Origin of the sequence: Hyphomicrobium sulfonivorans (genome assembly GCF_013306565.1) — a bacterium.
Lineage (GTDB): Bacteria > Pseudomonadota > Alphaproteobacteria > Rhizobiales > Hyphomicrobiaceae > Hyphomicrobium_A > Hyphomicrobium_A sulfonivorans.
Genome location: NZ_PZPO01000006.1, coordinates 146,738 through 161,664, shown reverse-complemented (window position 1 = coordinate 161,664; position 14,927 = coordinate 146,738). Strand labels below are relative to the sequence as shown.

Genomic DNA, 14,927 nt, shown 5'->3' with positions numbered 1-14,927 from the left:
ATAAATCTTGACCGATAGACTACATTGTATAGGCAGCAACATCTCACAGGCTTGTGTGCCGCATGATGGTCGCACTGTAGATTTTTAACGGAGCCCAATCCCGATAAGGGGAGTTTAGGGAATCTCACGTTAGATCACGCGTTAGAGCTTTCTAAGGGTTATTGAAATGGCACCTATCCATGCGCAGCGTCGCCGCCTCTCCTTTACATCTCTTGTCGCGCTGACGGCCGTCGCCGGTGCTGCCCTGTGCGCGCCCGCTGCCGCCCAGTCGAGAAAAAGCGCCGAGGCCGAAAACGAAAACCAGAGCAGCACGGAGCAGCGTGGATACGGAACGGCGCGGCTAGCTATCGTTTCGCTCGGCGATCAGCGCGTCACGTTGTATGACACCACCGGCGCGCCGATCATGCACGGGCCGGTATCGAGCGGCGCCAGCCCGAACGATACGCCGCCCGGCATCTATTCGATCCTGCAGAAAAACCGCGAGCACTATTCCAACCGCTACGACGACGCGGCGATGCCGTTCATGCAGCGCATCACATGGACGGGTGTAGCGCTGCACGGTGGCGCGCTGCCCGGTTATCCGGCCTCCCACGGCTGCGTGCGCCTGCGCAACAACTTTGCCGGTGACATGTTCGAGCTGACCAAGCTCGGCATGCGCGTCATCGTTTCCCGCAACAACATGGCGCCGACGCCGATCTCGCACCCCAAGCTGTTCAAGCACACGCCCTATCAGGGCAATGTGGCCGTGCTGACCAAGGCGGCGCACACCATGCCGATGCCGACCGAGGACGGCAGGGACACGCGTTATGAGGGCGGCCCGAACGATCCGCCCGAGCTGGCTGCCCGCATGGCCGCATTCCAGGCCATCGCCGCCTCCAAGCGTGCGGAAGCAGGCGAGCTTGAACGCAAAGCGACGGAAGCCCGGGACAACGCCAAGAAACTGGCGCGCCAGTCGGCAAACTCAAAGAAGGCTGTGACCACGGCTGAGCGCAACGTAAAGCGCGCAGCGGACAGCCTCGCTTATGCCGAGCGCGTGCTTTCAAAGGCAACCAAGCCGAACTCCATCAACAAGGCGGAAGCGGCCAAGACCAAGGCGGAAGAGCGCCTCGCCGCTGCTCAGGCAAAGCTTGAGGCAGTCAACGCCGAAATGGCGCCTGCGCTGGAGGAGAGCAACCGGGCTGAGGAAGCAGCCAAGGCTGCGGAAACAGAGTTGCAGGAAGTGGTTGCAGCTGCCCGCGATGCCGAGCGCAAGCTTTCGCCGGTATCAGTGTTCGTGAGCCGCGCAGCCAAGAAGCTGTACGTGCGTCAGGACATGGAGCCGGTTTTTGAAACCGACGTGACGATCGTCGATGAAGACCGCCAGATCGGCACGCACACTTTTACCGCGCTCGATTTCGAGCCGGGCCGTCACGACCTGCGCTGGAACGTTGTTTCGATCGAAGGCCGGCAGGGCAACGAGCCGCTGAAGGCAAGTGGCATGTATCGCCACAAGCTGAACGCCTCCGTGCCTTCGATCCCGACCGACGCCGATGCAGCGGCTGCTGCTCTCGACCGGATTGAAATCCCGGAAGAAGCCCGCGCGCGCATTTCGGAGCTGGTGCTGCCTGGTTCGTCGCTGATCGTTTCCGATGAACCGCTCCACAAGGAAACCGGCAAGGCGACAGAGTTCGTTGTGCTGCTGAGCGGCGAGCTGCAGGGCGGCATCATTCTGCGTCCGAAGCCGAAGCCCGAAGTTCAGGACGACTACTACGTCTTCAACTGGGGTGGCTTTGGTTATTACAACAACCAGCCGCAGCGCCGTCAGGCCGCCAAGCAGCAGAAGAAAAAGTACAATCAGGGCCCGTTCCCCTGGTGGTAAGGTGAGCTGACACCGGCTCATCGGATTGCAAACAACAAAGGCCGCGAACGTACCGTTCGCGGCCTTTTGTTGTTGGCGCTCGGCGGACTTCGCTACGCGGAGCCGGCCGTGGTTGTTTGTTGCGAAACAAACACGTCCTGCCGACGAAGACGCGTTCGGCGGCCGGCTCCCAGAGGGGGAGTCGCCGAGCGCCAAAAAAAGCCTAGCGCCGCAACGACGCCTCGACCTCGCGTGCAATGCCAGCTGCGTCAGCAATATCGGCGTACTCGATCGCAGCGTTGTCAACGTAAGCAGCCTCGCCCGCTTTCGGCGCATGCGCAGGCCCCAACACACCCATCGCCGTTGGCCGGCCATTGGCGTTGTCCTCATCGCCGAAATAGCCTTCGACGATCACGCCCTTCTCCGCATACTCGGGATCCTGCAGCATAAGCTCGTGCAGGCGCTTCAGATTGTAGTGCGGCACCGATGCCATGAGATGATGCGGCAGGTGATAATCCATGCCCCACGGAAACACCGCATAACGCACCAGCGGGCCGACGAGGAACACGCGCGTGTTGGTGTAACGCCCGCGATCGGCGTTGCCGTGCTGCACCCACTGGCGCAGGATCATGAACAGCGGGAAGGTTGTGAACAGCGGCACGATCCACAACAGACCGAAGTAGCCCCAGGCATCGCCATAACCGGCAAGCGCCACTGCCGACAGAGCACCGTAAAGCACCGCCATGTAGGTCACGCGGCTGATGGTGAGTTGGCGAATGGGTACGACCGGAGCAAGACGCGTGCGCGGAAAGTGATGCGCCGGCAAGCGCAGCAGCGCGATAACCGCTGCCGCCCACATCGTCGGCAGCACAACGGCGGCAGCCTGCCAATGGCCAAGTGCGCTCAGCGGCACCAGCACTGCGGGCGCGCCGAGAATGAACAGCGCACCGATACGCAACGGCCATTTGCTGCCGGGATACTGCGGATCGGCATAGGGGTTCAGCGTCCCGGTGCCCATCGAGCCGTATTTAGCGCGCGTGATCGTGTAGCGGATCAGGTTCGGCGGCCAAAGCTGCTTCACCAGTTTCCAGAGGATCTCGACATGCGTGATCGGGAAGTCGAGCCAGTGGTCGCTCTCGTGCAGCTGGCTGATATCGGGATCGCGCTCGTGATCGTTCACGAACTGATGGTGCGCAAGATGATGCAGTCGATAGTGATACGTGGTTGTGACCAGCGGAAAAGCCGCCAGCCAGTCCGACGCCAGCTCATTCAGTCTGCGGTTGGCGAACAGAATGAAATGCGTGCCTTCGTGGATCACGCCGCCGAACTGATGCTGCGAAGCGCCGATCGCCACGATGGCCGCGAGTGTGACCGGAATGGCGACCAACCATGACATCTCGCCAACCTTTGCCGACTCCAGCGCCCACGCGGTTGCGGCAACGGAGACAGCAATGACGAGATAGATGCGGGCGAGGTATTTCCAGTTGGTGGTGTTGTCGCGCGCCTTGAGCGCCTGCGCCTCGGCGGCGTTCTGGCGATTCGCCCGACCGGGCCGCCGATTGTGTGCTTCCCCTTGCCGGGGAGCCTCAAGCACTCCGGTTGCATGCATGTCGAGCCATCCAGTTTTCTACTGTGCCATCGCGCGCCGAATCCGTTGCAACCCATTCTGGCACAGAATGAAATTGAAAAGCGCATTGAGTCGAATTGCTTTCGACGACGTTGCTGCGCGGTTACGTCAATAGAAACAATGCCCTGTTTCACGTTGCCTTTCACGCCGTCGAAGCAGTAGACATCGCGCACGGTGCCGCTTGTCCGCTTCGACAGGTGTGCCCGGTTGCAGTGTGCGTTCTCAATCAAAAAACGAAGCGATCACAGCAATGGGGATAATACAATGCGGATGAAGGCGCTGGCCGCTGAATTTCTCGGCACATTCATGCTCGTGGCTTCCGTGCTCGGAGCTGCTCTGTTTGCATTTCCGAACGCAGGCATCATTGGCGTCGCACTGTCGCTCGGCTTCACGGTGATGGCGATGATCTACGCCGTTGGCCATATCTCCGGCGGTCATTTCAATCCCGCCGTAACGCTCGGCCTTGTCGCCGGCGGGCGGTTCTCGGCTGCTAACGCTATCGGCTACATCATTGCGCAGTGTGCGGGCGCCGTGGCCGCAGCATTCGTGTTCTATCTGATTGCCGCCGGCAAGAGCGGCTTTGAGGTCGGCAACTTCGCAGCCAACATGTACGGCGGCGATTTCTATCCGCTGTTCTCGGCCTTCCTGATCGAGGTTGTGCTGACGGCAGCGTTCATCTTCATCATCATGGGTGTCACCTCTTCGCGCGCTCCGGCTGGCTTCGCTGCCATCGCGATCGGTCTTGCGCTGGCGGCCACCCAGATCATGGCGATCCCGGTCGATAACGCTTCGATCAACCCGGCCCGCAGCCTTGCCTCGGCAGCTGTTGCCCTTGGCGAACCGCTGCAGCAGCTGTGGCTGTTCTGGGTTGCGCCAATCCTCGGCGGCGTAATCGGTGGCCTGCTTGGCCGCTGCCTCATCGACAACGATTGATTAAACTCGGGCCACGAAACACGCTTCGTGGCCCGAAATTGACTGGAAAACCCGCGGTTCAACGCCACAGACCGCGGTTTTTCTTGCGTTTCAAGCTGGCATGTGCAAGCACACAGACGGCTCGAGCGCAGGGGATGCCTATTTACTTCGTCCCTTTTCGAGATCGCCGATATTTCCGGTTAGGCCCTTTTCGCCACTCCCCCTGCGCTCCGTCACCCGCTGCCGCCTCTCCAACTGGTGTCTGGCGCGGGAACGCATGAACGCAGGACGGAGACGTTTACTTTTGGAAAGCAAAACCTTCGCGGAGCTCGGCTTGAGTTCCAAGGTGCAGGCGGCCATAGATGCCGCCGGATACAAATCCCCCACCCCGATTCAAGCCGCCGCCATTCCCATCGCCGTAACCGGCCGTGATGTTCTTGGCATTGCGCAGACTGGAACCGGCAAAACGGCTTCTTTCGTGCTGCCGATGATTACCCGTCTTGAGACGGGCAGAGCCAGGGCCCGGATGCCCCGCTCGCTGATTTTGGCCCCGACCCGAGAGCTGGCCGCCCAGGTGGCCCAAAGCTTCGAGAAGTACGGCGTCAACAACAAGCTCAACCTCGCATTGCTCATCGGCGGCGTGTCGATGGAAGATCAGGTGAAACGCCTTGATCGCGGTGTCGACGTTCTCATCGCTACCCCCGGACGCCTGATCGACCATTTCCAGCGCGGCCGCGTGATGCTGATGGGCGTGGAAATTCTCGTCATCGACGAAGCCGATCGCATGCTCGACATGGGCTTCATTCCCGACATCGAGAAGATCTGCAAGCTGCTGCCGCCACGCCGACAGACGCTGTTCTTCTCAGCGACGATGCCGCCGGAAATCACGCGCCTGGTCAGCCAGTTCCTGACCAATCCGGAACGCGTCGAGGTTGCTCCGCCGGCCACAACCGCGAAGACGATCACCCAGCGCTTCCAGTATTGCGAAGGCGGCGAGGACTGGGTGAAGCGCGAGATGCTGCGCGACCTGATCCGCGAAACCAACGTCCGCAACGCCATCATCTTCTGCAACCGCAAGGTTGATGTCGCCATCCTGCATAAATCGCTGACGAAGCATGGCTTCTCGGCTGGTGCACTGCACGGCGATCTTGACCAGAAGAGCCGCATGGAAACGCTGGACAAGTTCCGTTCCGGCGAACTGAAACTGCTCGCGGCAAGCGATGTTGCTGCGCGCGGCCTCGACATCCCCGATGTCAGCCACGTGTTCAACTTCGACCTGCCCTGGCAGACAGATGACTACGTGCATCGCATCGGCCGCACCGGGCGCGCCGGCAAAGAGGGCCATTCCACCTCTCTCGTAACCTTCGACGAACTGAAGTCGATGAAGGAAATCGAGAAGATGCTGGGCGAACCGGCCGAGTGGATCGGTGATGCTCCGTCCGAGGAAGACTTCGCGGAAGCCGGCAAGAAGCGCCGTGGACGTGGCGGACGCAACAACGCCAAGCGTGGCCGCAGCGGCAGTGGTAGCGGTCGTTCGCAGTCTGCGGAAGCCGGTTCGCAAGCCCGCAGCTCGGACGACAAATCGCGCCGGTCCGGTTCCGGTTCTGCCAAGCGTGCTGAAGTTCCTGTTGCAGCAAGCGTTGAGGGCGAGCAACCGCAGCTTGCTGCGGAGCGTTCCTCCGATAAGCCGCGCCGCTCGCGCCGTCGCGGTGGACGCGGTAGCGGTGAGGCACGCGCCGCATCGTCAGCGTCCGCACCGGCCACCGAGGCAGCAGCCGCTGCGCCGGTAGCCCGCGCTGCATCCACGTCGGAAAACGCAGCTCCTTCGCGTCAGCCGCGTAACGAAGACCGGGCGCCACGGCAGTCTGCTCCCCGTAACGAGCAGCAGCCGGAACGCGCACAGCAGGCGCGCGCCCCGCGGCCGCAGCAGGAACAGCGTTCCGACAACCGTGATCGCACGCCTCGCGATCGCGATCGGCAGCCGGAGAAGCGTTCGCTGGCATTTGCCGACAACATCCCTGCGTTCCTGCGCAAGCCGGTGCGCCGGCCAGTAAAGGCCGCGAGCGAGTAATCGCTCCACCTGGCCAGCTCCAGAATAAGAAAACGCACGACCGAGAAATCGGCCGTGCGTTTTTTTAATCTCGTCGTGCTGATCAGCCCGCGCGCGGACAACCGTCCCCGACAGCAAGCAGCTAGAATGAACTGCCCGGCTGCTGCAGGAATGCGGTTTCCTCAGCGGTTGAAGGCCGCCCCAGAATGGCGTTGCGATGGGGAAAGCGGCCGAAACGCGCGATGACATCGCGGTGAACTTCGGCATAGCGAGTGAACTCGGCATCGCCCAACGTGGTGATAAGCTCCACCGCGCGCTCCTGATCCGCCAGCGCTTCGCTGTGTTCAAACGGCAGATACAGAAAGACGCGTCGATCCAGAGGAATGCGGTTGTCGATATGCAGCGCGATCGCCAGCCGCGCCACTGCGCGCGCCAGTTCGTCATAAGCGAATGACTGCGGCTCGCCGCGATAGATGTTGCGCGTGAACTGGTCGAGAACGATCACGCTGGCCAGCACGTGGTCCGGACTGGAAATTGCCGTATCGATGGGACGACGGTTGATTTCATCGACAAGAGGCGCAAACCGCTGCCGGATCTCGTCGTCGATCGCCGCATCCTTCACAAACCAGCCTTTGCGGCCGAGCTTGTCGAACCAGAACGTCAGAACATCTGACACCCATGCCGGATCGGTGTTTGAAGCAGCCGTCATGTTTCCTCGCCCTGTGGTTCCAAATTCCGCGCGTCAACCAACATAGAATCCCGATGCACGCGCAGCCGTTCCATCGCCCGAAATAGACTAACGAATAGAAAAGTTTTCACTCTGTTGACCCTCCACCTGCTGGAGGCCCCAGAGATTTTCAGCAGCCCGCTGCACTATCTGGCACACAGGGCGATGAGTGGCAGTGGATCGTCAGCGCGATGAAATTTCAGCGCTGACGGCCATAACAATTGCGACCGTCGCGTTGCGGTTGATGCGGCGGCCGCAATCTGTACCGAGGCCTACACCTCGGGATTTGCTTCTTGTGCGCGCGCTGACGATCAGCCTCCTGCACGCCCGTTCCGATTGTAAATTTGAACGCCGCAGCGGTCGCTCCAGAACGGCGCACAGGATTGCATGCAATGAACAATGTGTATTGCAACAAAACCATGCGCTGGCGACCGAGCAGCAATACCTTCTGCTCAACAGGATCGATTCGATCCTGTCATCAGTGGGGGCAGCCATGAAACTAAAACTGACGTTAGCAGTCGTGGCGAGTTTGGTAACGCTTCACAGTGTGGCGGCCGATGGCTGGAACTCCAGCGGCGGCGCAGCGGCAGTCGCTGCAGCACCGGGGCGCGGCGTGTACGTCGGCCTATTCGGTGGCGGCGGTTTCGGCAGCTCCAACGACATCATCCAACGTGGAACCGCCTATTTCGTCGAAGCCCAGGGCGGTCCGCTGGCGGTCAACGCAACGGGCAGCACCAACAGCGGCGGTGTCGGCTTTATCGGCGCACAGGTTGGTCATGAGTGGTCATATAATTCGCTCATGCTGCCCGCGTTCGAGATCGAAGGTTTCTACCTCGATACCGGCAACAGGCACGCAACGGTGAACGCTCCGAGCGTCCGACTTCCGGTGCATACGTTCGAGAATTCATTCTCATCCAACAGCACCGTCTTCCTGGCGAACATGGTTCTCAGCTTCCCGACGTCGTACAGCATCACACCGTACATCGGCGGCGGCATCGGCGCTGCGCGGCTCTCACTGAGCGGCGCGGATTCCCTGCAAGTCACGCCGATGGAGGCCGGCGTCAATCACTTCAATTCAGGCACCTCGTCCGACGCTTGGACCTTCGCAGCGCAGATCAAGGCCGGTGCCCGGCTCGCAATCAGCAGCAACGCATATCTGTTCGGCGAGTATCGCTATCTGTACGTCGGCTCTGTGGATCAGACGTTCGGATCTACCGTGTACGCCAACCACGCGCCCACCTCGCCCTGGACGGTCCAGTTCGACTCTACGTCCTACCAGTTGGCGACCGCAGGCGTCGGGATCGGCTTCTAGAGCCTTTCAGCGTTTCGTTGAAACGCGACAAGGCTCTAGAGTTTGTTTCGTCGTGCTTTTTATCGGAAAACCGGTCCCCATTTTTCCGGAAGCTCTAAGGTCAGCACCACGATCCGCCGGGCATTGCGTCATCCCGGCGGGCTGGTTGCAGCGGAGTGTTGCCAGAATGAAGGCGTTTGTCACAGCCATCTGTCGACGGCCGAGCGCGCTCAGTCGGCGTGCGGGGCTTTCTCAGCGGCGGGCACGAGATTGACGCTCTCGCCACATCCGCACGCACCGCGCTGGTTGGGATTATTGAAAACGAACTGGCTCGAAAGCTTGTCGGTCTGAAAGTCCATCTCAGTGCCGAGCAGGTACATGATCGCGGTCGGCTCGATCAGCAGAATAGCGCCGTCCTGCTCGATGACCTCATCGTGCGGTGATTTTTCTTCGACCATCGCCATGGTGTATTCCATGCCGGCGCAGCCGCCCTTCTTGATGCCCACGCGCAAACCAAGCGCCTTCGGATTAGCATCCATGAGCGACCGGATGCGGCGCGCGGCGGCGGCGGTCAAAGTTACGATCTTGGGCATCACGCGCAGAGTGGGCATCGCGACCTTCCTGATTTGCGTCAGCACCGAATATAGGCAGTGCCGGGCGCTTTCGAAACACCCGTGTTTTTGAATTAGAACATGTTGAGGGCGAGACGCGCCTCGTCCGACATGCGTCCCATGTCCCACGGCGGATCGAACGTCATCGTCACCGACGTATTAGCGACGCCCGGCACGGCATTGACGGCATTTTCGACCCACTTGGGCATTTCGCCCGCGACCGGGCACCCCGGAGCAGTCAGCGTCATGGTGACCACAACGTTGCGGTCATCGTCGACATCAACCGCATAAATCAGGCCCAGTTCGTAGATGTCTGCCGGGATTTCCGGGTCATAGACAGTTTTGAGCGCGGCGATGATATCGCGCAGGAACGGGTCGTCGCTGTCGGTGGAAAGGATGCCGTCCGGCGTTGTCGCGCCCCGGAAGTCAGATCCGCTGGTCTCAGACATCAGCGCCGGGGCCCGGCGTGGCTTGGATTCCGAGATGTAAGCCGCCGCGGCCGCATCCACTTCTTCCGTAACGTCCGCACCACCAGCATCCGGCGTTTCGGGTGCATGCACTGCAGCCTCGGAGGCGGCTTCGGCGGACTGCTCGGCCGGCGCAGCAACAACGCCCTGCTCCGTCGAAGCCACGCTCAGCTCCTGCTGCTCTGCCTCGATCTTCGACGCACCGGGCTTGCCGTCGTCCATCACGTTTCGTCCTTATACAAACAGCTCGTGCGCGCGTTCCAGCGCGGCTACGAAAGCGTCGACATCCTGTTTCGTGTTGTACATCGCGAACGATGCGCGCGCGACAGCTGTCACGCCAAGGCGTTCCAGCAGCGGCTGCGCGCAATGGTGTCCCGCGCGCACGGCCACACCGGAGCGATCGATGATCGTTGCGATGTCGTGCGCGTGCAGACCGTCCATGGTGAATGAAATGATTGCGCCCTTGCCCGGCGCGTTGCCGTAAATCTTCAGCCACGGCAGATCGGCCAGCCGCGCGTGCGCATAGCTGCGCAGCTCAGCCTCGTGATTAGCGATGTTATCGCGGCCCACCTGCATCATGTAATTGAGCGCCGCGCCCAGCCCGATCGCTTCCACAATTGGCGGCGTGCCAGCTTCAAATCGATGCGGTGGTTTGCCATAGGTAATGCGGTCGACCGACACATGCTCGATCATGCCGCCGCCACCCTCATAGGGCCGCATCTTTTCCAGCAGCGCGCGTTTGCCGAACAGCACGCCGATGCCCGACGGGCCGTAGGTCTTGTGTCCGGTGAACACATAGAAGTCGGCATCCAGAGCACGGACATCGATCGGCATGTGCACCGCCGACTGGCTACCATCGACCAACACCGGAATGCCGCGATCATGCGCGAGGCGGATCACCTCGCGGATCGGCACCAGCGTGCCGGTGACGTTCGACATCTGCGTGATGGCGACAATCTTGGTACGCGGCGTCAGCAGCTTTTCGAACTCGGCCAGCTGAAACTCGCCGTTGTCCGTGATCGGCGCCCACTTCAGCACCGCGCCCTTGCGCTCGCGATGGAAATGCCATGGCACGATATTCGAGTGGTGCTCCATGATCGACAGTACGATCTCGTCGCCCTCGCCGAAATCAGCACCGAAGGAATCGGCCACCAGGTTGATGGCCGACGTTGCGTTGCGGGTGAAGATGATTTCATCGACGCTTTCAGCGTTGAGGAAGCGCCGCACGCTTTCGCGCGCATCCTCAAACCGCTGTGTCGTTGTGTTCGACAGGTAGTGCAGGCCGCGATGCACGTTGGCGTATTCGAAGCGATTGACATGATCCATCGCTTCGATCACCGACCGCGGCTTCTGCGCGCTCGCCGCGTTATCGAGATAGACAAGCGGCTTGCCGTAAACTTCCCGATAGAGAATGGGAAAGTCCGCGCGGATGGCCTCGACATCAAACGGCGCACCGAGGCTACCGGATGCGCCGGCCACCGTTGCCACCGTCTTGTGATCGTCCATCGCGCGCGTTCCTGTCGTCATGCTGGAGACTATCGCCTGTCATCAAATCGCGATGCGGCTCCAGGCTTTTTAAAACCGATGATTCACGCTTCGGACTGATAGGGTCCGAAGCGATCATGGTCTTTCTCGAGACCGATGATTCACGCTTCGGACTGGTGAGGTCCGAAGCGATCATGGTCCGGTCAGGCCAACGGCCTTAAGCCGCCACCTTCTCCGCCGCTGCCCGATGCAGCCATTCGCGAGCAATATCAGCCAGCGCGTCGCGCACGTCTTCGCGCTCGACCTTCTCGATGGCTTCGCCAACGAACGACTCGATCAGCAGCGCCCGTGCCTGTGCCAGCGGAATGCCCCGCGAGCGGCAGTAGAACACGAGGTCTTCATCCAGATCGGCGCTGGTGGAGCCATGGCCGCAGACAACGTCGTCGGCATAGATTTCCAGCTCCGGCTTGGAGTCGAACTCGCAGTCGGGCGACAGCATCAACACCTGAGCCATCTGCTTGCCGTCGGTCTTCTGTGCGTCCTGACGCACGATCACCTTGCCCTGGAACACACCGCGGGCATGGTCATCCAGCACGCCCTTGAACAGCTCGCGGCTGATGCAGCGCGGCACCGCGTGATCGACAACGAGCGTCGTGTCCACGTGCTCGCCATGCCGGGCAATGAACGTGCCGGAAAGATCAATCTCGCTTTCCTCCCCGGCGAACGTGATGAGCAGTTCGTTGCGGGCCAGACCCGTTCCGGCCGTCAGGTGGAAGGCGCGATAGTTGGCCTTGGCATCCAGATCCACCAGCCAGTTGGCAAGATGAATGCCAGCGCCCGCTTCCAGCGTTGCCTTGACGTGGCTCAGCTTTGCGCCCTTGCCAACCGCAACCTTGGTCAGCGTGTTGCAACGATAGTCCGTCGCCGCGCCGGGCAGCTTGACAAACGCTTCCACGACCGTTGCTTCAGACGCTTCACCGATGCGCACGATATTGCGCACCGTTGTGGTGACAGCATCGCCATCCGCACGCAGGTGTACGACCAGCACCGGGCGATCGAGCGCTACTTCCGCAGCGATGTCGATCACGGCGCCATCCGTTGCGTAGGCGGAATTCAGCGCCACAACGGCGTTGCTTTCGCTGCCGGCAGCCGCCAGCAACTCGGCCACGTCGCCACCGTCCTCAAGCGCCGTTGCCAGCGACGAAACGGTCACAGCACCATCGGCGACGAGATCGGAAAGATCCGGCGCGAACCTGCCATCGACAAACACAACGCGGTGCGCCGGGAACGTTGCCAGCGGACCGAGAACGGAAATGACCTCAGCGTTGGAAGGCAGCGATGCCTTGCCCGATGCGGGAGGCAGAGCTTCCTTCATCGCGTTGCGCAGGTCGGTATACTTCCACTCTTCAACGCGCCGATGCGGCAGACCAAGCGCACCGAAATGACCGAGTGCCTCAAGGCGCAGCTTGGCGGCCGCTTCGCCACCTGGCAGCTCGCCAGCACGGCTGGCAAACGCTTCGCTCAGCGCCTGCTCAGCCTTTGTTTTCATGATCGCCACGTTCATCTCACGCCGCCTTCGTCTGGTACTCGGCATAGCCGGACTTTTCGAGTTCCTTCGCGAGCGAAGCATCGCCGGACGTGCGGATACGTCCATCAACCATCACGTGAACACGGTCGGGCACGATGTAGTTCAACAGACGCTGATAGTGCGTGATGACCAGCATCGAGCGATCGGGCGAACGCATCGAGTTGACGCCCTCCGAAACGATGCGCAGCGCGTCGATGTCGAGACCGGAATCCGTTTCGTCGAGCACGCACAGCGTCGGCTCCAGAACTTCCATCTGCAGGATTTCCGAGCGCTTCTTCTCGCCGCCCGAGAAGCCGACGTTCACCGGGCGCTTCAGCATCTCGGTGTCGATGTTGAGCCGGTCCGCCTTCGACTTCACGAACTTCATGAACTCAGGCGTTGTCAGCTCAGCTTCGCCACGCGCCTTGCGCACTGCATTCACCGCCGTGCGCAGGAACGTGAGGCCGGCAACGCCCGGGATCTCCATCGGATACTGGAACGCCAGGAACACGCCCTTTGCCGCGCGCTCTTCCGGGTCCATCTCAAGGATGCTCTCACCGTTCCAGAGAATGTCGCCGCCGGTTACTTCATAATCGTCGCGGCCGGCCAGCACATAGGCGAGCGTGGATTTGCCCGAACCGTTCGGCCCCATGATCGCGTGCACCTCTCCCTTGGGGATAGTCAGCGTCAGCCCCTTCAGGATCTCGCGATCCTCGTCGGCGATTTTCACATGCAGGTCTTTGATCTCAAGCATTCTCGTTACTTTCTTTCAGTGTTCGCCGAGCGCCGACTCGGACCGATTTATTCTCATCTGAGGCGGTGCCGATGCACCGCCATTGCTCACTTGAATTCGCGTGCGCCGCCGTTAGCCGACGCTGCCTTCCAGCGAAATGCCGATCAGCTTCTGCGTTTCCGCCATGAACTCCATCGGCAGCTTCTGCAGCACGTCGCGAACGAACCCGTTCACGACCAGTGCCACAGCCTCTTCCTCGGATAGTCCGCGCTGGCGGCAATAGAACAGGGTGTCGTCGGAAATTTTCGACGTCGTTGCCTCATGCTCGAAGTGCGCGGTCGAGTTCTTGGCCTCGATGTACGGCACCGTATGCGCACCGCAGCGATCGCCAATCAGCAGCGAGTCGCAGTTGGTGAAGTTGCGCGCGCCGGTTGCCTTGCGATGCGCCGAGACGAGACCGCGATAGGTGTTCTGCGAGAAGCCCGCCGCGATGCCCTTCGAGATGATCCGGCTAGTGGTGTTCTTGCCCAGATGGATCATCTTGGTGCCGCTATCCACCTGCTGCCAGCCGTTCGACACCGCGATGGAATAGAATTCACCGCAGGAGTTGTCACCGCGCAGAATGCAGCTCGGATACTTCCAGGTGATGGCGGAGCCGGTCTCAACCTGCGTCCACGAAATCTTCGAGTTGCGGCCACGGCAATCGCCGCGCTTGGTCACGAAGTTATAGATGCCGCCCTTGCCCTGCTTGTCGCCGGGATACCAGTTCTGCACCGTGGAATACTTGATCTCGGCATCGTCCAGCGCGATCAGTTCGACGACAGCAGCATGCAGCTGATGCTCATCGCGCATCGGCGCCGTGCAGCCTTCCAGATACGAAACGTAGGCACCCTTGTCCGCGATGATCAGCGTACGCTCAAACTGGCCGGTCTGCTTCTCATTGATGCGGAAGTAGGTAGACAGTTCCATCGGGCAGCGAACACCTTCCGGCACGTACACGAACGAGCCGTCGGTAAACACGGCCGAGTTCAGCGCCGCATAGAAGTTGTCAGCCTGCGGAACGACCGAGCCGAGATACTTCTGCACCAGCTCGGGATGCTCACGCACCGCTTCGGAGATCGAGCAGAAGATCACGCCAGCCTTCGCCAGCTCGTCCTTGAAGGTCGTGACGACCGACACGCTGTCGAACACCGCATCGACGGCCACCTTCGCGCCCTGCACACCGGCAAGCACTTCTTGCTCGCGCAGCGGAATGCCAAGCTTTGCATAGGTTGCCAGCAACTCGGGATCGACTTCATCCAGGCTCTTCGGACCCTCGGCGTTCTTCGGCGCCGCGTAGTAATACAGATCCTGGAAATCGATCTTGGGATAGTTGACCTTCGCCCACGTCGGCTCGGTCATGTTGACCCAACGCCGATAGGCTTCAAGCCGCCATTCCAGCATCCACTGCGGTTCGCCCTTCTTCTCCGAGATGAAACGCACGATGTCTTCGGAAAGACCTTTAGGCGCCTTCACCGTCTCGATATTGGTTTCGAAGCCATACTTGTACTGGTCGACGTCGATCTTACGGACCTGGTCGATCGTCTCTTGTACCGCTGCCATCAGCTACCCTTTCAACGT

The 14,927-nt window shown here is 60.9% G+C and carries 12 protein-coding genes; 4 read left to right on the top strand and 8 right to left on the bottom strand.

Annotated elements, in window-relative coordinates:
• Positions 1-166: 166 nt before the first annotated feature.
• Positions 167-1,858 carry a L,D-transpeptidase family protein gene (locus C6Y62_RS14170; protein ID WP_173954474.1) on the top strand — a complete coding sequence of 564 codons (1,692 nt, stop codon included), beginning with the start codon at positions 167-169 and terminating at the stop codon, positions 1,856-1,858.
• A gap of 202 nt (positions 1,859-2,060) precedes the next feature.
• On the opposite strand, the gene C6Y62_RS14165 is transcribed toward C6Y62_RS14170, so the two are convergent.
• Complete coding sequence (locus C6Y62_RS14165; RefSeq protein ID WP_173954473.1) at positions 2,061-3,446, bottom strand: fatty acid desaturase family protein; 1,386 nt, start codon at positions 3,444-3,446, stop codon at positions 2,061-2,063.
• A 282-nt stretch (positions 3,447-3,728) separates the two neighbouring features.
• Between C6Y62_RS14165 and C6Y62_RS14160 the strand changes: the two genes are divergently transcribed.
• On the top strand, positions 3,729-4,397 hold the full coding sequence (locus tag C6Y62_RS14160; RefSeq protein ID WP_173954472.1) for an aquaporin: 669 nt from the start codon (positions 3,729-3,731) through the stop codon (positions 4,395-4,397).
• Positions 4,398-4,680: 283 nt separating this feature from the next.
• A complete protein-coding gene (locus C6Y62_RS14155) occupies positions 4,681-6,447 on the top strand; it encodes a DEAD/DEAH box helicase (protein WP_246274747.1) in 1,767 nt (588 codons plus the stop codon).
• Between the two features lie 121 nt (positions 6,448-6,568).
• Here the strand turns inward: C6Y62_RS14155 and C6Y62_RS14150 are convergent, their stop codons facing one another.
• On the bottom strand, positions 6,569-7,135 hold the full coding sequence (locus C6Y62_RS14150) for a DUF924 family protein (protein WP_173954470.1): 567 nt from the start codon (positions 7,133-7,135) through the stop codon (positions 6,569-6,571).
• Positions 7,136-7,448: 313 nt separating this feature from the next.
• On the opposite strand from C6Y62_RS14150, the gene C6Y62_RS14145 reads away from it, so the two are divergent.
• Positions 7,449-8,465: an outer membrane protein gene (locus tag C6Y62_RS14145; protein ID WP_338074348.1), complete on the top strand. Its 1,017-nt coding sequence runs from the start codon at positions 7,449-7,451 to the stop codon at positions 8,463-8,465.
• 209 nt (positions 8,466-8,674) lie between these two features.
• Here the strand turns inward: C6Y62_RS14145 and sufA are convergent, their stop codons facing one another.
• The 6 genes from sufA to sufB form a co-directional block, all read right to left on the bottom strand.
• Complete coding sequence (gene sufA, locus C6Y62_RS14140) at positions 8,675-9,055, bottom strand: Fe-S cluster assembly scaffold SufA (RefSeq protein WP_068460152.1); 381 nt, start codon at positions 9,053-9,055, stop codon at positions 8,675-8,677.
• 74 nt (positions 9,056-9,129) lie between these two features.
• Positions 9,130-9,564 carry an SUF system Fe-S cluster assembly protein gene (locus C6Y62_RS14135; RefSeq protein ID WP_338074354.1) on the bottom strand — a complete coding sequence of 145 codons (435 nt, stop codon included), beginning with the start codon at positions 9,562-9,564 and terminating at the stop codon, positions 9,130-9,132.
• Positions 9,565-9,756: 192 nt separating this feature from the next.
• Positions 9,757-11,028, bottom strand: coding sequence for an aminotransferase class V-fold PLP-dependent enzyme (locus tag C6Y62_RS14130; protein WP_198491359.1), 1,272 nt, complete (start codon positions 11,026-11,028; stop codon positions 9,757-9,759).
• Between the two features lie 196 nt (positions 11,029-11,224).
• Positions 11,225-12,556, bottom strand: coding sequence for a Fe-S cluster assembly protein SufD (sufD, locus tag C6Y62_RS14125; RefSeq protein ID WP_246274745.1), 1,332 nt, complete (start codon positions 12,554-12,556; stop codon positions 11,225-11,227).
• A 16-nt stretch (positions 12,557-12,572) separates the two neighbouring features.
• A complete protein-coding gene (gene sufC, locus C6Y62_RS14120; protein ID WP_068460149.1) occupies positions 12,573-13,328 on the bottom strand; it encodes a Fe-S cluster assembly ATPase SufC in 756 nt (251 codons plus the stop codon).
• Between the two features lie 111 nt (positions 13,329-13,439).
• A complete protein-coding gene (gene sufB, locus C6Y62_RS14115; protein ID WP_173954467.1) occupies positions 13,440-14,909 on the bottom strand; it encodes a Fe-S cluster assembly protein SufB in 1,470 nt (489 codons plus the stop codon).
• Positions 14,910-14,927: the final 18 nt, after the last annotated feature.